The sequence below is a fragment of the Clostridium thermosuccinogenes genome, assembly GCF_002896855.1.
In the GTDB taxonomy this organism is placed as follows: Bacteria; Bacillota; Clostridia; order Acetivibrionales; family DSM-5807; genus Pseudoclostridium; species Pseudoclostridium thermosuccinogenes.
In genome coordinates, this window is sequence record NZ_CP021850.1 from 4,419,361 (window position 1) to 4,439,230 (window position 19,870).

Annotated in this window: 18 protein-coding genes; 9 read left to right on the forward strand and 9 right to left on the reverse strand. The window is 42.6% G+C overall.

All coding sequences use genetic code 11. The annotated features are described in order from the left end of the window. Positions 1 to 24: 24 nt before the first annotated feature. The 6 genes from CDO33_RS19320 (at position 25) to wecB (ending at position 5,025) form a co-directional block, all read left to right on the forward strand. Entirely contained in the window at positions 25 to 528 is a 504-nt protein-coding gene (locus tag CDO33_RS19320; RefSeq protein WP_103080450.1) for a low molecular weight protein arginine phosphatase, read from the forward strand. A 254-nt stretch (positions 529 to 782) separates the two neighbouring features. Then, positions 783 to 1,232 (forward strand): ribose 5-phosphate isomerase B, encoded by a 450-nt coding sequence (gene rpiB, locus CDO33_RS19325; RefSeq protein ID WP_103080449.1) that lies wholly within the window; start codon positions 783 to 785, stop codon positions 1,230 to 1,232. Positions 1,233 to 1,248: 16 nt separating this feature from the next. Continuing rightward, on the forward strand, positions 1,249 to 1,878 hold the full coding sequence (gene upp / locus CDO33_RS19330; protein WP_103080448.1) for a uracil phosphoribosyltransferase: 630 nt from the start codon (positions 1,249 to 1,251) through the stop codon (positions 1,876 to 1,878). Between the two features lie 225 nt (positions 1,879 to 2,103). Then, positions 2,104 to 2,541, forward strand: coding sequence for a deoxycytidylate deaminase (locus CDO33_RS19335; protein ID WP_103080447.1), 438 nt, complete (start codon positions 2,104 to 2,106; stop codon positions 2,539 to 2,541). Positions 2,542 to 2,707: 166 nt separating this feature from the next. Beyond that, positions 2,708 to 3,847 (forward strand): MraY family glycosyltransferase, encoded by a 1,140-nt coding sequence (locus CDO33_RS19340; protein ID WP_103080446.1) that lies wholly within the window; start codon positions 2,708 to 2,710, stop codon positions 3,845 to 3,847. A 26-nt stretch (positions 3,848 to 3,873) separates the two neighbouring features. Then, complete coding sequence (gene wecB / locus CDO33_RS19345) at positions 3,874 to 5,025, forward strand: non-hydrolyzing UDP-N-acetylglucosamine 2-epimerase (protein ID WP_117433629.1); 1,152 nt, start codon at positions 3,874 to 3,876, stop codon at positions 5,023 to 5,025. A gap of 249 nt (positions 5,026 to 5,274) precedes the next feature. On the opposite strand, the gene CDO33_RS19350 is transcribed toward wecB, so the two are convergent. The 9 genes from CDO33_RS19350 to CDO33_RS19390 all read right to left on the reverse strand — a co-directional run bounded on the left by CDO33_RS19350 (position 5,275) and on the right by CDO33_RS19390 (position 15,949). Beyond that, positions 5,275 to 7,188, reverse strand: a complete 1,914-nt coding sequence (locus CDO33_RS19350; protein ID WP_103080445.1) for a DUF6382 domain-containing protein — start codon at positions 7,186 to 7,188, stop codon at positions 5,275 to 5,277. 326 nt (positions 7,189 to 7,514) lie between these two features. After that, positions 7,515 to 7,727: a Flp1 family type IVb pilin gene (locus CDO33_RS19355; RefSeq protein ID WP_103080444.1), complete on the reverse strand. Its 213-nt coding sequence runs from the start codon at positions 7,725 to 7,727 to the stop codon at positions 7,515 to 7,517. Positions 7,728 to 7,759: 32 nt separating this feature from the next. Next, a complete protein-coding gene (locus CDO33_RS19360; protein ID WP_103080443.1) occupies positions 7,760 to 8,620 on the reverse strand; it encodes a type II secretion system F family protein in 861 nt (286 codons plus the stop codon). Between the two features lie 107 nt (positions 8,621 to 8,727). Continuing rightward, positions 8,728 to 9,525: a type II secretion system F family protein gene (locus CDO33_RS19365; RefSeq protein ID WP_242973854.1), complete on the reverse strand. Its 798-nt coding sequence runs from the start codon at positions 9,523 to 9,525 to the stop codon at positions 8,728 to 8,730. 45 nt (positions 9,526 to 9,570) lie between these two features. Next, positions 9,571 to 10,812: a TadA family conjugal transfer-associated ATPase gene (locus CDO33_RS19370; protein WP_103080441.1), complete on the reverse strand. Its 1,242-nt coding sequence runs from the start codon at positions 10,810 to 10,812 to the stop codon at positions 9,571 to 9,573. 79 nt (positions 10,813 to 10,891) lie between these two features. After that, positions 10,892 to 12,034, reverse strand: coding sequence for a P-loop NTPase family protein (locus tag CDO33_RS19375; RefSeq protein WP_103080440.1), 1,143 nt, complete (start codon positions 12,032 to 12,034; stop codon positions 10,892 to 10,894). Positions 12,035 to 12,586: 552 nt separating this feature from the next. Then, a complete protein-coding gene (locus CDO33_RS19380) occupies positions 12,587 to 13,354 on the reverse strand; it encodes an enoyl-ACP reductase FabI (protein WP_103080439.1) in 768 nt (255 codons plus the stop codon). Between the two features lie 30 nt (positions 13,355 to 13,384). Continuing rightward, positions 13,385 to 13,654, reverse strand: a complete 270-nt coding sequence (locus CDO33_RS19385; protein ID WP_103080438.1) for an ArsR/SmtB family transcription factor — start codon at positions 13,652 to 13,654, stop codon at positions 13,385 to 13,387. Positions 13,655 to 13,927: 273 nt separating this feature from the next. Beyond that, positions 13,928 to 15,949: a glutaminase family protein gene (locus CDO33_RS19390; RefSeq protein WP_103080437.1), complete on the reverse strand. Its 2,022-nt coding sequence runs from the start codon at positions 15,947 to 15,949 to the stop codon at positions 13,928 to 13,930. A 102-nt stretch (positions 15,950 to 16,051) separates the two neighbouring features. On the opposite strand from CDO33_RS19390, the gene CDO33_RS19395 reads away from it, so the two are divergent. The 3 genes from CDO33_RS19395 (at position 16,052) to CDO33_RS19405 (ending at position 19,840) form a co-directional block, all read left to right on the forward strand. Continuing rightward, complete coding sequence (locus CDO33_RS19395) at positions 16,052 to 16,879, forward strand: AraC family transcriptional regulator (RefSeq protein ID WP_103080436.1); 828 nt, start codon at positions 16,052 to 16,054, stop codon at positions 16,877 to 16,879. A gap of 805 nt (positions 16,880 to 17,684) precedes the next feature. Then, positions 17,685 to 18,047 carry a BlaI/MecI/CopY family transcriptional regulator gene (locus tag CDO33_RS19400; RefSeq protein ID WP_103080435.1) on the forward strand — a complete coding sequence of 121 codons (363 nt, stop codon included), beginning with the start codon at positions 17,685 to 17,687 and terminating at the stop codon, positions 18,045 to 18,047. Between the two features lie 2 nt (positions 18,048 to 18,049). Beyond that, positions 18,050 to 19,840: a M56 family metallopeptidase gene (locus CDO33_RS19405; RefSeq protein WP_103080434.1), complete on the forward strand. Its 1,791-nt coding sequence runs from the start codon at positions 18,050 to 18,052 to the stop codon at positions 19,838 to 19,840. The last annotated feature ends 30 nt before the right edge of the window (positions 19,841 to 19,870 follow it).

A 19,870-nucleotide genomic window follows, 5' to 3' on the forward strand; every position in this document is an offset into this window, starting at 1 on the left:
ATTAATTAGAAAAGGAAGTTTAAAATGGAGAGTATACTATTCGTATGTACAGGCAATACTTGCAGAAGCAGCATGGCCGAAGGGATTTTCAGAGGGGAACTGAAAAAGGATAAGGAGCTGGCGGAAAGGTTTGAAGTATCATCAGCCGGCATATCAGCTTTTGACGGTGAACCGGCAAGCGAATACGCCGTCAGTGCATTAAAAGATCTTTATGGTCTGGATATAAGCCTGCACAGAGCAAGACTGCTGAAAAAAGAGCATATCGATAATGCTTCTCTAATATTAACCATGACAAGGTCCCATAAGCAGGCGATATGTTCACTATTTCCTGAAGCAAGAAAAAAAACCTTTACCTTAAAAGAGTTTGCCTATGAATACGGGGTGTCTGACAGAACGGCTAAAAGCAGCTTCAATCCTGATATATCAGATCCTTTTGGCATGCCGGAAAATATATATAAGCAATGTGCAAGGGAAATTAAGGATGCGGTAGTTAGGACAGTTGAAAAATTAAGGAATTATGGAAAGTAAACAAAAAATTAAATTCGACTAAACTTTTTTTGACATATAAATGACAATACTATAAAATATTTAAGAGAATTGGACAACTTTTTGTTTGGAATACTATATGTAATGAGCGCAGTTTAAGATAAAACAGTTCCATATGTCAAAATACGGAATTTATATCGGTAACTGCCTTAAAATTTGCATTAAATTTTTGCTTATGACTTAGCGTGTTATCGATTTAATGTAAACGTGCTGTTTGTTTTATCAAGGAGGCCCTTATGATTATTGCAGTTGGAAGTGATCATGCCGGATACGGCTTGAAAACTGAGATTATAGATCATTTAAAGCAAAACGGCTATGAAGTCCTGGACTTTGGTACATGTGACTGCAATTCGGTAGACTATCCTGACTATGGCCTATCGGTAGCCGAAGCAGTAAAGGATGGCAGGTGTGAAAAGGGTATCATTATTTGCGGCACAGGCATTGGAATTTCCATAGCTGCAAACAAGGTACCGGGAATCAGAGCTGCTGTTTGCTCCGATACTTATTCGGCGAGAATGAGCCGGGAGCACAACAATGCAAATGTGCTTTCAATAGGCGCCCGGGTAGTTGGACCTGGTCTGGCTCTGGATATCGTAGATACATGGCTTAAGGCCGAATTTCAAGGCGGTAAGCACCAAAACAGGATAAACAAAATTACACAAATAGAAAAAAAGTATCTTAAATGAGTGGGGGAAAACTGTCATGAAAAATGTTTTTATTTTTGATCATCCGTTAATACAACATAAAGTGTCTCTTTTAAGGGACAAAAACACCGATACAAAGGAATTCAGGGAATTAGTATCGGAGATATCCATGTTGATGGGCTATGAGGTAACAAGAAATATGCCTCTTAAGGAAGTGGAAATTGAAACACCTGTGGCTACTGCCAAAGCTAAAGTAATTTCAGGAAAAAAACTCGGTATAGTTCCGATTTTAAGAGCAGGCCTCGGTATGGTGGATGGAATGCTGAAACTCCTTCCAATGGCAAAGGTAGGCCATATCGGCTTATACAGGGACCCGGAGACCTTGGAGCCGGTGGAATACTACTGCAAGCTGCCGGTAGATGCTGAGGAGAGAGATATTGTTATCCTTGATCCTATGCTTGCTACAGGAGGTTCTGCTTCAGCTGCCATAAGATTCATTAAGGAAAAGGGAATATCCAGCATCAAGCTGATGTGCCTTATAGCATCAAAAGAAGGTATAGAAAGAGTTAACAGGGAACATCCCGATGTTGAAATATATTGTGCATGCGTGGATGAAAAGTTGAATGACCATGGCTATATAGTCCCGGGTCTGGGTGATGCCGGCGACAGACTTTTCGGAACAAAATAAACTTACAGGAAGTCTAATATATCGATTAATTGTAAAAAATACCGGTGCCTGCATCCTCGTGGCTTCAATCATGATCAGGGCTATAACAAAGCAGGAACTGCCCTGATAAAACTTAGAGGGATATCGGTCACGTGGTTGATGGAGCAGCAAATCTGCGTTTTTAATCGCAGAAGGTTCATATTTATTTTGCCTGCAAGGGCAGATTGATACTCTGGGGGAGTGTATATGAGGCCGTCGTGGGATGAATATTTCATGGATATTGTTGAGCTTATTAAGACCAGATCTACATGCTTGAGGCGGCAGGTAGGCGCCTTGATTGTCAAAGATAAGAGAATTCTTGCAACCGGATATAACGGCGCACCTACAGGGTGCAGGCATTGCGAAGAAATTGGTTGTATGAGAGAAGAGCTTAATATTCCTTCCGGCCAGAGGCATGAGCTTTGCAGAGCTATCCATGCGGAGCAAAATGCCATCGTGCAGGCAGCTTACTCAGGCACCAGCGTAAAAGACGGAACGTTATATGTGACTAATCAGCCTTGTGTCTTATGCGCAAAGATGATCATAAATGCTGGAATAAAGAAAGTAGTTTTTAAAGGCGATTACCCGGACGAGCTTTCCATGGAGCTGCTAAAGGAGGCAGGGGTAAGGGTAGTCAGGTTTTAACACCTTTGTATGCTTTTACTTTCTTGTCGGGTAGGTTTCATAAGCTTGTTTGTCCGGTTGATATGATAGTTTAGGCATGATTTTCACTGCTGCTTGCACCGCTTTGCGGTATAAGCAGCTAAAATGTAAAAATTAGCTGATAAGCTAATATAAAGAAGGTGCTCTCATGATGTATGAGTATTTTATATCCTTTATTTTGTCCTTTATTGTAGCGTTTTTTGCTACCCCTATGGCTAAAAAATTGGCTTTTAAAATTGGTGCAGTGGATGTTCCAAAGGATGACAGGAGGATGCACAAAAAGCCAATTGCCAGGCTTGGTGGTTTGGCAATTATTGCAGGCTTTATGATTTCAGTTTTGTTTTATGTTGTGGACGCATTATATGACGGAAGCAGTCCATTAAGGGTAAACAGCCAGTTTTTTGGGCTTTTAGCAGGCATAGTGATAATTGTAGCTCTTGGGATTGCTGACGATATAAAGTCGTTAAGCGCTAGGTTTAAGCTTGTATTTCAGATTATAGCTGCCCTGGCAGTAGTTATTTCCGGTACCAGGATCGAATATGTTACAAACCCATTATCAAAAACCGGTATTTCACAGCTTAATCCTATTTTATCCTATACAATAACTTTGCTATGGATAATAGGAATTACCAATGCCCTCAATTTCATAGATGGTCTTGACGGTCTGGCAGCAGGAGTATCCTCCATTGCATCCCTGTCATTGTTTATAGTCTCAGTTATTTTTGAGAGATGGGATGTGGCAATATTAACTGCAGCTCTTGCCGGATCGGCACTTGGCTTCCTCCCATATAACTTTAATCCTGCAAAGATTTTTATGGGAGATACGGGAGCAACTTTTCTCGGGTTTACGCTGGGAGTGGTATCTATTCAGGGAACCCTCAAATCCTATGCTGCAATAGCTATAGCCATACCCGTGCTTGTATTAGGCCTTCCCTTGTTTGATACTCTCTTTGCAATACTGAGAAGATTATTAAACCACAAACCAATAATGGAAGCCGACAGAGGCCATCTCCATCACAGGCTCATTGACATGGGATTGAGCCAGAAGCAGTCGGTAGTTATTATGTATATCCTGAGTGCCGCTCTGGGACTAAGTGCTATTGTCCTCGCTGACAAAGGTGCACTGAGCGCCATAATACTGATAATAGCCATATCGATATTTATCATAGGCGGTACCAGATTTATGAATGAAATCAACATCGATAAGGATGACAGCAATAATACCGAAACCCATACAAGTAAGGTTGACGTTGACGGCAAGCATTCCCTTGAAGGGGAAATAAAATAGTATTACCTCATAAAGGAGATTGTAAAGTGAAAAGATTAAAAGTAATGACTGTTTTCGGCACAAGGCCGGAAGCAGTAAAGATGGCACCCTTGGTGAAAGAACTTGAAAAATATGATGAAATCGAACCTTTGGTTTGTGTAACGGCACAGCACAGGCAGATGCTTGACCAGGTTCTTGAGATGTTCAATATAACTCCGGATTATGATCTTAACATAATGCAAAGCAGGCAAACTTTAATTGATATAACCACAAGGTCTCTGGAAGGTTTAAATGAGGTATTTTCAAAGGCAAAGCCCGATATTGTGCTGGTGCACGGAGACACGACGACTACGTTTGTAGGAAGCCTGGCCGCTTTTTACAACCATATAAGTATAGGCCATGTAGAAGCCGGCCTGAGAACCTTTGACAAGTATTTCCCCTTCCCCGAGGAAATAAACCGAAGGCTCACCGGCGTTATATCGGACCTGCATTTTGCCCCCACAATATCAAACAAATCCAACCTGCTCAAAGAAGGAGTTCCGGAAGACAGGATTTACATAACAGGAAATACCGTAATAGATGCGCTGAAAACTACCGTTAGGGATGATTACGAGTTTGAAAGCGAAGTCCTCAGGAATATCGATTTTTCCGGGAAAAGAATCATTGCAGTGACTGCCCACCGCAGAGAAAACCTTGGAGAGCCTCTTGAGAACATCTGCAGCGCATTAAAGTACATAGTGGATAATTTCAGAGATGTGGAAATCGTATATCCTGTGCATCTGAACCCGGCAGTTCAGGAAGTGGCAAGGACTATCCTGGGAGGACACAGTCAGGTTCATCTGATTGACCCCCTCGATGTGCAGGAGATGCACAACCTCATGAGCAGATCATACCTTGTAATGACTGATTCCGGCGGACTTCAGGAGGAAGCTCCTTCCCTTGGCAAGCCGGTGCTCGTCCTGAGAAATGAAACGGAAAGGCCTGAGGCTGTGGCTGCCGGCACTGTTAAGCTCGCCGGTACCAATAAGGAAAACATAATAAACCTGGCCACCGAACTACTTAAGAATACGGATGAATATAACAGGATGGCTAAAGCGGTCAATCCTTACGGCGACGGTAAAGCTTCTGAACGCACTGTGAAAGCGATGCTTTATCATTTCGGATATTCCAAGGAAAAGCCCTCTGAGTTTCAGATTTGACACTAGAAGCCACAAGTCTGGACAGGTATAGTGTTTAAACATATAATGCTTGACTTGAGCAAATAGTACTCAAGCAAATAGTATTTGAAATAATATAACATCAAAGCATGCGATGTCCAGGCAGAATGATATATAAGATAAGATATATGATCAGATTGTTTTAAACAGATGGCATTTAATCAGCTGCTATTAAATCAAATAGCACAAGAACCAAACAGCATAATGAATATTTTTACCGGCGGACGGATTTCACAGCTTGTCCGCCGGTTTCATTTCCTCCATGTTGCTAAATACCCTGTTTTCGGTCACCGGATTTATAAAGATATAATCACTGTTGGCAAAAGTAACCCTGTCACCGCTTTTTAATTCATAATCCATGTTGCTCTTAATCCTCTGGTGGTTTATGAATGTCCCATTCCGTGAATTCAAGTCCCTTATGTGGCATATGCCGTTGTCGCTGCATGAAATCTGCGCATGAACCTTTCCGACGGCATTGTTTTCAATAGTGTAATCCACCTGATCCCTCAGCCGTCCTATTATAAATTCCTTTTTGGTTATAAGTATTTTTTCATACTGCCCGTTTTTAATAGGCTGCAAGTAGGGATATTTTTCATCGAAAGATTCCAGCAAGACCGTTTCCCCTCTCTTACCTCCCTGACGGTCATCTAAACCAGGCAGGCCGAAGGTGGGCAAAGGCTTTAAAACAGCCTCAGCTTTCATATCTATGCTGCTGATGTTCTTAATATCGCTGATGTTTTTGATATCTCTGATATTGCTGTTATTGCTTATGCTATTAATGTTATTGATGCCCTTTATGTTTTCGGCGTTATTGATGTTTCTTATGCTGTTGATGCTGTCATTGTTGATTCCCTTACCATTATTACCGGTTCCCCCGAATTTTTTCCTTCTGAACTCCTCTTTTTTTTCGAAATCCTCATCGATTATAGGTATTGAACCATAAACTTCATTCAGGTGCCCTGTCATGCTCCATTTTTCTTCCTTCGTATTGTCCTCTTGTTCAGGCATGAGGTTTAATGCCTTCAGCACATCCTTACCGGCATTCTTTACAGGCCTTGCACCCTTTCCAGCCTTTGTTCCTTTTTCAACCTTTGTTCCCTTTGCAGGCTTAGCATCCTTTTCAGATTTAGTTACCTTTTCAGGTTTTGTGTCTCTCAATTTCCTGAATATCAATGCACAAAGCCCGATATCAATAACGGCAAAACCCATAAAAAAAGATACGGGATCGTTATTCAATGAATTTAAATGGTTTCTGCCAAAAATGATGATGAGCAGAAAAATAATCTGAAGCACGGCTCCACCGATAATAACAGCCGTCCTCTCCCATCCGGCGATAGATTTGTGTCTTTCCCCCTCCGCTTTTTCGGATTTTACCGGTTTCTTCCCTTTTTGCCCCTTGCTTTTTGGTGATGCCGCAGGTGGTATCAGCAAACCATCAATCCCTGATCGGCTCTTTTTGCCGGCAGTATCCCTGTTCTTCTCAATATCTGTCACGGGAAATACCGCTTCCACCTTCTTGACTGCATCTGCATCAAGTCCGGGATCGGCATCGGCAGGTGGAATCCTGACATTCGTCAATTCCATGAGCAGTCTGTAAAATCCATCTATGCTGAAAGTGTCTGCTTTAAGGCAGTTGATTATCCTCTGCAGAAAGTTGTCACTGTCGCTGTCATCAATATTGGCCGAATTTATGATGAGGTCTATCACAAAGTCTTTAAACCTGCTGTTTACGTCCTCCTTCGTGTCAACAGGCAGATATGCCATCGAAACCTGAAGCGTGTCGGGAGAAATGTATATGTAGTCGGCATCTATGATGACACACCTATCATAAAGCAGGTATCCCCTGCAGTCCAGCAAGGTTTTTGTGACTGCTGATATCATGCCTATAAACTGACTTCTTTTCAGCTTCCTGCGCTTTAAAAACTGAGAGAGGGATAGTTTCGACGTGATGTTGTAATAAAAGCATAGGGTTTCATCCTTCTGCCTCATATCCATAGGCAAGAGGCCGTTGATTGAATTGCTTCTTATCATTTCCACCTGATAGTCAAAGACAGTCTCCGATGAGCTTGCGGTTAATATAAGATAGCTGGCTGACGCTTCACTCTCATAGGATATACCGATCCGTTCTTTAAGCTTCCATGGCATACGTGCTTACCCCCTAGGTAAAATCGGTTTAAATTCAGGATGATTGCTGCCCTGGAGAATGGTACCTTGTAGCTATCCTTACAGACATGAATCCTTTCTCCACAATCAATGCATCCATTATTAGCTGAATTTATTCCTAAACTATATAGGCTGTAAAAGCGGAGCTTTAAAATAAATCTTTATTAAAAACCTTTATGAAAAAAGAAATAGAAAACCTTGTAAAAAAGATTTAAAACCATGCAAAAACCGAGCATGGGAGAACAAGCGGTGAAGTGGCTTATCATCGCTTATTCTCCTTCTTCCGGATTCAATACTCAATATGGCTACTATTTTGTAATTTCTCTGACTATACCGGAGACATCAATTTCATTGATAGTATCTGCCTTATCAAAAATTGCAGACAGTATGTTACTGACAAATTCAATTATCACGTTCTTAAATATCAATGCGATGCCTATCAGAACTACTATTATGATAACAATCTCCACCGTACCCATGCCATCTTCCTTTTTGACCATATTTGTGATATACTTTGTCATTCCATTCATCCCCTTATAAAAAATTTTTATATTTAAATGCCTTGCATTGCAAGCAATGCCGGTGTTGCCACTATTATCAGAATAGCTATGAGTATCAGCATCATAGGGAAAATCAATTTGGTCGAAGCTTCTTCTCCCAATCTTTTGGCTGCGTTTTTCCGCATCATCCAGCATTCGTTGGACTGCAGCCTGAGAACGGAAACTATATCTGAATTTCCCTTCCTCAGGTTCTGTATAAGTGCCGACATAAACCTGGTCACTTCAGGGGTCCTGCACCTTTTAGAGAAATCCTCATAGGCCTGATATTCGGATTTGCCGGATTTTATTTCCGCCAATACCGTTTCCAGCTCCGAATAAAGCACTCCACCCTTTTTGTTATCCTCCACCGCCTTCTCCCAGGCCCGGGTGACCGTCATTCCTGCATCAATCAGCAAAATTAATTTATTGAGAAAATCCGGGAAATCCATCTGTATGGCCAGACGTCTTTTTTTAATTTTCTCCTTCAGCTCATTATCCGATAAATAAGCAACAGTCAATATTAAAGCAATGGAGAATATGATAAATCCTGTATCCATCTCCACAAACAAAGCGATGAAAGAGATAAAAAGCAAGCTCAGCATCAGCAAAACAATTTTATTTGCCCAATGCACCCTGATATAAAACTGTGAGTACTTTATTCCCGATATTTCAATAATTTTGATCATCAGCTTCCTGTCATACTGGGTATTATAATCATGCTTGAACTTATCCAGAAGGAGCAATGCTATTGGCATCAATGCATAAAACGGATAACGCTCCCGGTCAACTGCCGCAATAAAACTGTCATACTTACCCCGGGATAGAATGTACAGGACAGCCAGCAAAAGCACTTCAGCCCCGAAAACAAATACCATTTCCCCACCTCATGCTCTATTGTTCAAACTTTTCACAATATGGCAAAGCCATAGGGATAGCAACGGTTGAACCTCTTCTATCAAAACCCCGTCTTCCTCCATGGAGATCAAACCTTTATGTCCATTATCTTTTTTGATATGAAGTATGCGGCACCCAAAAGAATTACCGAAACCGTCATTGAAAGCCTGCCCGCCCACGTATTGAATATGGGTGCGATATAGTCTTCCGCACTAAATGTCAGAAATAGGACTATCAAAACAGGGAACGCATTGAGCACTTTCTGCTCAAATTTTCTTTCCGCCAACATTGTGGAAATCTCCTGTTTTATTTCGATTTTGTCGTTTATTATGTTGGAAGCGTTCTTTATGACTTCTATCATGTTTCCCCCTGTTCTTTTGCAGGTTTGCATCACATCGGCAAAGTTCTCTATATCCTCAATATGGCTTCTGCGGGCAAGATCGGCAAGGGCAGATTCCACCGTCTCATTTACGTCAATTTTCCTTATGATGTACTGAACCTCTTTTATAATGCTGGTATCAGGGTCGGGATACAGCACTTCCAGATCCCGCAGCGCATCTCTGAAGGCCATCTCTATGGACTTTCCGGCAGAGAGGGAGGAGGATATGGAGTAAAGCAAATCCTTGAACTGAAGGTTCAACTCATTCTTTCTCTTCTCAATAATCTTCCTCGTTCTGATCCTGGGGTAAAACAATGCCAGAAGGCTCAGTATAGCAGAAAAGACGACGCTGTGATAAAAAATGTAGCTCAGCGAAAATATCACAACTGCAGCAGCCATAAACCATAGCATTTTCTCCTTCTCGGTCATGCAATAAAAATCATAGTCTTCAAGGGCATTATTGGCTGCAGGTTTGTCCCTTTTTTTCTCCTTTTCATTGAAAAACAAGCCCATCCCTCCCGGTATCCTTTACCTTTTGGCAGTATAATTTACCTATAAAAACTTGATGTCTATGCCTGCCATTTTCAGCTTGTGCCGGTTTATAATTTTATTGCCGGTTCTTTTCAGTGAACCAATCACCTTTTTATCGCAAGTCTCTCCCTCCTCTTCATACACAAAGAGGGGGTTCAACTGAATTTTACCGTCCATATATCCCATAACCTCGCTTATCTCCATAACTTTCCTGGACTTGTCCCTTATCCGTGAAAGGTGGATGATAATATCTATAGCCGATGCTATCTGCTGCCTTATCGCTTCCAAAGGAATCTGGGCTGCGCTCAAAACCATTGTCTCCAACCTGCTCAGCATATCCTCCGTGGAGTTGGCATGCCCTGTGGACAGTGAGCCATCATGCCCGGTGTTCATAGCTTGAAGCATGTCCAGGGCTTCGGCGCCTCTCACCTCGCCGACGATTATTCTTTCCGGCCTCATGCGGAGGGATGCTTTGATGAGCTGCCTTATAGTAATCTCGCCCTTTCCCTCCGTATTGGCATTTCTCGTCTCAAGCCTTACAATGTTATCTACGCCGGTTATCTGCAGCTCTGCTGAATCCTCTATGGTTATGATCCTTTCGTCCTTCGGTATGAAGCTGGACAACGCATTGAGAAAAGTTGTCTTTCCGCTTCCGGTGCCTCCGGAAATAAAGATGTTATATTTAGCCTGAACAAGATATTTCAGCGCTTCGGCAGCTTCTTCGGTAACCGAGCCGAACTCTATAAGCTGCTCCATGGTGATAGGCTTTTCCGGGAACTTCCTTATGGTCATGATGGGCCCATTCAGCGCTATGGGCGGAAGCACCACATTTACCCTCGATCCGTCCTGCAGCCGGGCGTCAACTATTGGAGAAGCCTCATTTACAATTCTGTTTACTTTGGAAACAATGGACTGTATCACATCCTCCAGCCTTTCCCTGCTCTCAAAGCTGGTATTAAGACGCGTCACTTTTCCCGCTCTTTCAATAAAAATGTTGTCCGGACCATTTACCATTATCTCGGTTACCGTCTTATCCTCTACCACCGGTTGAAGTACATCCAGCCTTCTCAGGGAGTTGAAAACAACCTGAATGATTTCCTGCTTTTCCCCGATGCTAAGGTACTGCTGCTTGGATCTTTCAAAGACGGTATTCATGATGAGCTCTTTCATGTCATCGTCCGTTATGTCTTTGTTAAAATCCACGCTGTCGTTGATTATCTTTTTTATGTCTTTGATAAAGGCTTCCTTCTCGGCAGCTTTCACTGTGATACCCTCCCCTTAAGCCTGCATCATGGCAATCTGATCCGTAGCGGGAAAGCATTGACAAAATAATCAGAAAAAATCAAGCTCTGGCCGGAGATTCCCCGGCACGCGCGTTTACAAATCTATCTGCCAGCTTGTTTATTCCATAGCTGAAATAGCCTTCTTCCGCCAGTTCTTTTTTTATCCAATCCTTCGACATATTGCTTTTTACTTTTGGTATCGTGACGGCAGCAGCCTTACCGGCAAACAAACCATCCTCCATGCCATAGTGCATATCCTGCATGCACTGGTTTACAATCAGCAGCGCCTTTTCCCAAAGACTGCGCTTCCCGCCAGCATCTAAAACAGACAGCTCCTTTTCCAGAAGCCTGAGCTTCATATTTGCAATTTCGTCCTGAGTGGTCACAAGAAAGATTTCGTCGCTGGAAAGCATCAAGGATAAGCTCCTTCTGCTGAAGCCGTCGGCCATGTCCATAAATACCACATCATAATAATGCATATTTCCGATATGCAAAAGCAGGCTCTCAATATCTTCGGGAAGCAATTCATCCAGCTCACATGCGCTGTCAGGCGGTGCAAGGAAGTGAAGCCCCGATTCAGGGTCAACGCATCGTATGCCTTCAATTTTGAAGCCTAAATTTTTCTCTTTATCCTTGAGGTAGTAAATAACATTGGAGAAGTTAGGACTCTGCTTGTAATCGAAAAACGCCGGTAATGTGCTTATATTTTCAAAATTCAGATATAAAACCCTGAGACCTTTCTGGGCACATCGCATGCTTGTGCTTATAGCTATTGTGGTTTTGCCCGTACCCCCTGCCGGGGAATATACAGAAACAAACCTTGTTTTCCTGTTGCCTTCCAAAGATATGATTTCATTTTTGTTTGCGCTGGAATATATATTGATAATTTCAGCTGCAATCCTGTCGCCGTGCTGATATTTGTTTATTGTGCCCTGGGCTTTGGTGTTTTCATATAACCTGCCGGACGAAAGCATAATTACGGTGTTTACTTTGCCTTCCTGCATCAAGTCGGGATATAGCTGAGGTGAAACCAGTAGAATATCAATAGTCCCTTCATATCCGGAAATGAACTTTATAAGGCTTTCCCGGCTTGTAAAGGTACTGGTCCTGAACCTGTCCGGATATGCATAGGTAAAGTACTTTTGCAAGCCGTCAACATATGCAGCATCCGTGTCTGCTACCGCAAGAAACAGCCTCCCCACATCTACACTCCCCCGTGCATTTATATTTTTACAACGACGGCAGCGGTCACCCGCCATCGCAAAACATTATTCCTATAAGGCGAAAGACACCTGTCTCCTCGGTATATAACCGATTTCACCACACATGGATCATGGGGAACATCTTTCAGCCTTTTCATGAATATGAAAAATAATACATTTATTATAGTTACTGTATTATTATAATGAATTTTGAATTAATTGTCAAATTTTATTTAATTATATATAATATTATATTTTATTGCAGAAAAATCTATTATTGGAATGTCATATATGCTAGAAAAATCCCTATTTTGAGGCGTTAACCTCGGGGCAATAGAATTGGAAAGCGGGAGCCTGGATTTGAAATGAAACGAATTTGAATTAAAAGTAATAGCCTTGAGAAATCCCGTTTCACGGCACATTATGAAGAAAAGGGTTCGGTCCCGGATGTACGGACCAAACCCTCTTACAAGGATACGTCATATTGTGTCCTTTTCATTTCCTCATGCCCTGCATTCATAACAGAAGTTAGGGCAGTACTATCAATAACGGTCAAATACCCATAATATTAAAACCGCTGTCCACATGCACAACTTCGCCGGTGATTCCTCTCGAATGGTTGCTCAGAAGGAATGCGGCAGTATGCCCAAGATCCTCTCTGTCAATTCCCCTTCTCATAGGAGCTTTCTTTTCTACAATCTCCAGTATGCTGTTGAAATCCTTTACACCCTTTGCGGATAGAGTCTTGATCGGACCTGCCGATATGGCATTTACCCTTATGCCGGAAGGTCCGAGGTCTGCGGCGAGGTATCTCACGCTGGCCTCCAGTGCAGCCTTTGCAACGCCCATTACGTTGTATCCTCCCATAACTTTCTCAGAACCCATATATGTAAGGGTAATTATGCTTCCGCCCTCCGTCATGAGGTCCTTCGCCCTTCTGCTTACTGCCACCAGAGAATAGGCGCTTACATCCAGAGCATGGGCGAAACCGCTTCTCGTAGTGTAAACAAAATCGTTCTGTAGATCTTCCGTATTGGCGTGGGCAATTGCATGAACCAGTCCATGAATTGTTCCGTACTTTGTCTTAATCTCCTCAAACAATGCATCTATCTGCTCGTCGGAGGATATGTCGCACTGGAAGATTTCAGTATTTCCGAGCTCTGCAGCAAGCTCCTCGGCACTTTTTCTCTCCCTGTCCCCCTGATATGTAAAAATCAGGTTTGCCCCTTCATCATGGGCAATTTGGGCGATACCCCAAGCAATGCTCCACTTGTTTCTAACACCCATTATGACAATATTCTTCTTATCCAGCAATCCCATTTAAATCCTTCCTTTCTGTTTTAATATGGCTTATTTAAGCAATTCTATACACCCTCCGAGAACCTCCCGGTTCAGCGAGAAGAAAAGGAACTTTCCTTCCCTGCGGAATTCAACCAGACCACACCTTGCCAGAACCTTGGCATGATGGGAAAAGGTCGATTTGCTTAAATTAAATCTGGAAATCAGTTCCGAGCAGGCTTTTTCCCCGCTCATCAGCTCACGCACAATATTAAGTCTGGTTTTATCCGACAGTGCATTAAATACTTTTACAGCGGCTTCCTCATTTAAAATATTGCTCATATGATCTCCTTTAGTTCGATAACTATCGAACTATATTTTATCACTATTTCCATCTGGTTGTAAAGATATTGTTGATGGCGCTATCAAGCGATAGATAAAACTGCCCGGAGAGCATTGCCTCCGGGCAGCATGAAATGTAGTCAGCTTATATTTATTTTCTGTCAAAAGCCCTTTTTGGCTCAAGATTATATTTGCATGGATGCCTCAGAATCAACACTTTGGCAATGCAGCAGCTTTGAAGTAAAGAAAATATCTCCTAAGCCGGGCCGATTTTTATATATTATCCACCCTTAATTTATTGCTGTCTTTCAATATTTTGATGAAAATTCCACCCAGCACCGAACGATGTTGGAAACCCACCTGGGATCCCTTTATAGTATCGTACCAGTCTGTAAAGGGCACACGGTTCAATGATTCATTGGCAAAATCCCACAGAGTATGGATGATTTCATCAAAATCCTGACGGGAGTCAGCCATGGAAGCAACCCAAACAAGCCAGTCCGTCTTTGTGTAATCAGCCCTTGAATCCAGCGGGATGCCATATTTATTCTTCTTCGTCAAATAATAAGCCAGCTCTTTCTTGAAAATCTCATCGGCAAAAATGCCGGTGCCGAAAATCTTATCCCATACGAGATTGTATTTGAGGCTCCATGTTCCTTCCTGATTAAAGGCCAGTTTATAATGGTCGCCGTCTTTTGCCTTCAGCTCCCACTCCACAGCCATTTTTTTCGCAGTCTCCAGAAGCTTAGCAGCCTCGTCCTTTTTACCCAGCATATCGCACATGATTGAATAACCGGCTATGCCCATGATGGCTTTTACCGACAAGTTGCAGTTATGAGCGAGATGCCCAGCAAAATCATCCGTGCACAACTGGTTTTCCGGATCAAGACCATGCTCCATAAGATAATTTCCCCATTTTTCTATCAAATCCCAGTGCTGCTTTGCAAAGCTGCAATCCCTGTCAGCAATGCTTACGGTAGCACACATAACGAGCATATTTCCGCACTCTTCAACCGGCATCTGGTATTCCAGCTTGTTTTCGCCATAAACTTGTCCGTTTACTTTAGGATAGCAACCGGCGTCATGGGGAGCAAAATCGAACTTCCATGCATCCGATGCTGCGTATTTAAAAATCGGTCTCATCATTCCTTTTACCAATTCAGTGTTATACAGAAGGAATAGCGGTATGGATGGATAGCTTACATCAACAGTCGCAGCACAGCCGTTGCTGAAGCATTCCTTGGAAATAAACAGAATATCTCCGTTGGTATCACATACGAGCTTGTGGGCGGCTATCGCCTGTCTGTAGGCCAGAGAAATCAAATCCGCATATTCCTTGCCTCCTGAGTTCATCGCATCCTGGACAAGCTTCTTTTCAAATGCATTGCACTTTTGCATGATATCATCATATTCTTTTATTGCGGTCATGAGCATCTCATCAAAGGATACTCCGTTTCTGCGCCAGTAAGCGTCCAGATGCTCTCCGAAATATTCAATGGACTTAATATCATCATAAGCAAGGGCGATGAAAAATGAGGAAGCATTTTCCCCTACAGTCCCAAGATTGGTCACGGAAGCCATGATTGGCTGAACATCCCTGACCACTGCCGGGCAGTCGCTGGAGTCATCCTCCCTTACTTTTCCGGAGGAAATAAAATTCTTGCGGTCCCTCTCCGTACCTATAAAAGTTTGAGTTCCGCTCATATTTGGTATTACCAGATGCATATAGCCCCAATCGATTCGGACGTCATCTCCGAAACGCTCAAGCACTTTCTGGCTTTCCGTTCCCATATGCATTGCTAAAACGCTGTTATCTATAACCCGTTTTCCCCAAACAACTTTCTGTTCGGAAGTATTTACGCACCATTCACCGCTTATATCAAAATAAATTTTTACATCATGGGATTTGCCGTCAACAGACCGGACGTAAAAAGAAACATATGATACTGGCCTTGACAGTACGTCCAGATTATCCAGCAAAAGAGGGCTGGTAAATACAACGGTGAGCTCTACCCCATGACTGCTAAATACATATTTGCTGGAAAGGGGGGATACATCGACACTGATTTGCTTCATTCTGGCCGGTTCCGGGAAATAATTCTCGGAATTGGGCTCCACCTTGCCCGCAAATATCAAAGGCACTCCATCAATGACAATAACTCCTGTCATGGCATTTCTTTTTCCTGTCCAATGCCGCGTAAAATCATCATGCAACTGGTCTGCAAAAGACCATACGCTAAAATAAGGATCAATCGTTGCCAGAGGAACTGCTGGCGGTCTCAGTGCATGGTTCATAATATTAACTCCTTTTCAGTATTTTTTATCACTGTTTGTATTATATTACTACAATTGATATAATAAAATAAGTATTTTGATCATTAAGTGAGGAATATTGTCATGAGGGAGGATATAATCAGTTTTAACTGCGATACCATAGAGGAATATCCGTTTTATATAGAAATGGCTGGAATTTCTTACTGTGATGGGACATATAGGATCGAAAGAAAGAATTCTCCCATATATTGTTTTGAATATATACTGAAAGGCCAAGGTACGGTTAACATAAATGGAGAAATTTTCTCTCCTGTTGAAGGGGACATATATATACTCCATAAAGGAAGCAATCATATATACTTTTCCGACAAAAAAAATCCCTGGACAAAAATATGGTTCAATATCAGGGGACCCCTGGCCGATCACCTTATTCAAGCTTACAAGCTGAATAAGATTCACCATGTCCAGAATTTTGATTTAAAAGAATCCTTTTACAGGTTTCTTTCGGTAGCCCAGGCGTCAAGCGAAAGCCCCCGGGAAATTTTTAACAAAGCCGCACTGATATTTCATGAAATCGCATCAAAAATACATGATAAAATCCATGCTTTAGGTCCTGTGTATGATCCTACGGCTTTTAAACTTAAAGAATATTTGGATAAGCGCACGATGGATCACATAAGCCTCAATGAATTAAGCCGGTTGATCCAAAAATCCACCTCCCAGACAATCCGGATATTTAAGAAGGAATTCGGGGTAACTCCATACGAATATCTGTTATCCAAAAAAATTGAGACAGCCAAGCTTTTGCTGCTCAATACAAATATGCAGATTAATGAAATAGCGCTCAAACTGAAATTTGCCGATGAACACTATTTTTCCAACTATTTCAAGACCAAAACAGGCGTCTCACCCAGCAAATTCAGGCATATTTCCATGGGAAAGCAAGTTTGATATATAGGGTGAAACTGTATCTATGAAACCGGTTTGATTTGAGTCTATTTAAATGCTGATTACCGTTTATGAAAGCTTCAAAGCCAATAATGCACTGACAGATTTACATAATCTACAACTTTTCAATCCGCATTATGCAACCTGCATTAGGCCGTCATGAAAGCAGTTTGTCTTAAGCATCCGATTTCATCATATTTCATTAGTTGATATAATTTAACTTACATGAAAACTAACATACCGGTGATAATATATTATGCAGGGTTTGCAGTGGTCTGATCAATTCGATCGTTGACAGGTTCTAACTCCTGTGTGGTTGACTACAGTTTCTTCGCTGCAGGAAGAACTGAAGGGCAGATAGTGTTGATCTTGGTTAGTTGTTGGGTCCGAAGGGATGAGTACCGATCGTGACAGGCTGGCCGTCCGGACGGCAGAACTTCACAGTCCGTATGACCTGAGGATATCTTACTTGGCAAAGCATCACCTAATTGTGTTCTGTAGTGCAGGCCACTGCGAGCCCTTTCATATAGTAGGGCTTCCGTCCGATGGATGGAAGCCTTTACTACTTTATATGGTATAGGAATGAATTCAGCCAATAGTGGATGTATTGATTGTTATGGGCTTTGAACCCTTTCGGAACGACAATCATCCATTTCAATTAGCTGAAATCAAGCCGATTTTATATAGGTTTTATATAGTGTTTATAAAGACAGCTGTGCGGCTGCCTTTTTTTATTGACAAAAAGTTGTCTATCGTGATAGACTAAAATTGTCTATCGCAATAGACACATTTTAAGGAGGTATTGAACATGAAGCAGTATAAGCTGTTTGACGCAGAATTCAAATTCATGTGCATTGTGTGGGAGTCAGAACCTCTTACTACCCGAAGGCTCACCGAATTATGCCGGGAAAAGCTGGGATGGAAAAGAACAACTACATACACCGTGCTCAGAAAGCTTATAGACCGTGGAATACTTAAGAATGAAAACTCTGTCGTAACTTCGGTCGTCAAGCGGGAGCAGGTTCAAAAATATGAAAGTGAAGCCATCATAGAAAAGGCTTTTGATGGTTCACTGCCCAAATTCATAGCTGCTTTTTTGAATGACAGAACCCTGTCCGATGATGAAGCCGAAGAAATCAAAAGGCTGATAGATAGCCATAAGGAGGGCTGATTGTGGAGCTTTTAAAAAGTGTGTTTCTCTCCGTGCTTAACATGAGCGTTACGGCAAGTCTTGTGGCTGTAGCTGTTATAATCGCCCGCCTGCCGCTTAAGAAATCTCCGAAAGTGTTTTCCTATGCCCTTTGGAGTGCGGTGCTTTTCCGGCTTGTCTGCCCCTTCAGCTTTTCATCCAGGTTAAGCCTGCTTGGCTTCATGCCGTCGTCACAGGCCGGATCAGCGCCAGCTCGTTACATACCCGAGGATACGGGTATGATAAAGCTGCCCTTAGTGGATATTGCCTTTAAAAGAATAAATGCTGCCTTTAGCAGCTCGATACCGCCTGCGGCCGCACCTCTTGCAAAATTAAATCCCATGGATATCCTGATTTTTCTCGGTGCGCTGATCTGGCTCACAGGTATGGCTGTCATGCTGGTATATGCAGCTATTGCTTACCTGCGGCTTAAAAGGAGAATCAGCACGGCTACCCTGGTTTCGGAAAATATCTATGAGAGCGACCTAATACGGAGCCCTTTTGTATGCGGGTTTGTGAAGCCAAAAATCTATCTGCCGTTAAGCCTTACGGGAGAGGAAAGGGAATATATCCTTCTCCATGAAAAGACCCATATCCAAAGGCTTGATTATATTGCAAAGCTTGTGGCTTTCCTAGTCCTTGCCCTGCATTGGTTTAACCCCATTATGTGGCTGTGTTTTTCCTTGATGACCCGGGACATGGAGATGTCCTGCGATGAAAGGGTCATCCAAAAAACATCCGGCCTTAAAGTTACCAGCTACAGCAGGTCCCTGCTCGCCCTGGCATCCCAAAAGAAAATGCCTGCCCCAGGTCCCCTGGCTTTCGGGGAGAGCAACGTAAAAGCAAGAATAAAAAACCTGCTTGATTACAAAAAGCCGGCCTTCTGGCTAATCATCGCTTCCATCGCCATAGTTGCCATCCTGACCGTTATGCTGGTTTCCAACCCTGTCAGAGGCATAAATATTTTAGAACATCCAGAGAGCTTTTTGGGCGAAAAAATCCTGAGGTCGACAGCCAAGGCGCGAATTGTAGACAATGCCACCGGTGATGAGTATATTTTGACCGATGCAAATAAAATAGGCCAGGTGACAGCAATTATAGAAAAAATGCGTATTTCCAAAAAGGAAATAAGCAGATCCCGGAGCCAAGAGCACGATAGCCGTTATTCCATATTTTTATACTACGACACCGATGACGCAAATGAAGAATACAATTGTGTCGTCCATATCGACCCTGTGTGGGTTGACAACAATGTAAAGCCCAGCCTGAGATTCAACCTTGTCAATAGGAAAGAGACTCTCAGCCGGCTGGAAGACCTTATCGCCGATATAATCAGAAGGACTTCCTATGATGTAAAATTCCTCATGGAAAACAAAACCCAGTATGTGGGCAATCATGTCAAGGTTGGCTCTCTTTTAAACGGAATGCCCCTGCCGGAAGGCGTTACCCGCGGAATCCTGGAGCTTCTCACTTCAGAACCGCCTTATGGGGTTATATATCACTACGAGCTGACGGATGACACGATTGAAGTCGGCGAGGAGCAGTTCTTGAGGAATTCGGTCCTGCTTTTTGCCTTGATAGACAATGTCGACGAGATAACCCACCTGGGCCACTGGAGCAATAAATCGCTTTCCTCCACTCCCTTTAAATATACCTACACCCGGGCCGATATCGAAAAAATCGTTGGTGGTGATGTACGACAGTTTGCAGTAAGCGAGGAAAAACTTAAGGAACTCATAGAAATTGTCCAAATGATGGTCTTCGACAGCCCGTAGACCGCCGTGAAAGGCATGGAGCTATAAGTC

Excerpts from the sequence above, each read along its gene's own strand:
- CDO33_RS19350 (WP_103080445.1), bottom strand. The coding sequence starts at position 7,188 with ATGCCATGGAAGCTTAAAGAACGGATCGGTATATCCTATGAGAGTGAA.
- CDO33_RS19320 (WP_103080450.1), top strand. The coding sequence starts at position 25 with ATGGAGAGTATACTATTCGTATGTACAGGCAATACTTGCAGAAGCAGC.
- CDO33_RS19335 (WP_103080447.1), top strand. The coding sequence starts at position 2,104 with ATGAGGCCGTCGTGGGATGAATATTTCATGGATATTGTTGAGCTTATT.
- CDO33_RS19355 (WP_103080444.1), bottom strand. The coding sequence starts at position 7,727 with ATGACAAAGTATATCACAAATATGGTCAAAAAGGAAGATGGCATGGGT.
- rpiB (WP_103080449.1), top strand. The coding sequence starts at position 783 with ATGATTATTGCAGTTGGAAGTGATCATGCCGGATACGGCTTGAAAACT.
- CDO33_RS19390 (WP_103080437.1), bottom strand. The coding sequence starts at position 15,949 with ATGAACCATGCACTGAGACCGCCAGCAGTTCCTCTGGCAACGATTGAT.
- CDO33_RS19340 (WP_103080446.1), top strand. The coding sequence starts at position 2,708 with ATGATGTATGAGTATTTTATATCCTTTATTTTGTCCTTTATTGTAGCG.
- CDO33_RS19385 (WP_103080438.1), bottom strand. The coding sequence starts at position 13,654 with ATGAGCAATATTTTAAATGAGGAAGCCGCTGTAAAAGTATTTAATGCA.
- CDO33_RS19400 (WP_103080435.1), top strand. The coding sequence starts at position 17,685 with ATGAAGCAGTATAAGCTGTTTGACGCAGAATTCAAATTCATGTGCATT.
- upp (WP_103080448.1), top strand. The coding sequence starts at position 1,249 with ATGAAAAATGTTTTTATTTTTGATCATCCGTTAATACAACATAAAGTG.
- CDO33_RS19360 (WP_103080443.1), bottom strand. The coding sequence starts at position 8,620 with ATGGTATTTGTTTTCGGGGCTGAAGTGCTTTTGCTGGCTGTCCTGTAC.
- CDO33_RS19395 (WP_103080436.1), top strand. The coding sequence starts at position 16,052 with ATGAGGGAGGATATAATCAGTTTTAACTGCGATACCATAGAGGAATAT.
- CDO33_RS19380 (WP_103080439.1), bottom strand. The coding sequence starts at position 13,354 with ATGGGATTGCTGGATAAGAAGAATATTGTCATAATGGGTGTTAGAAAC.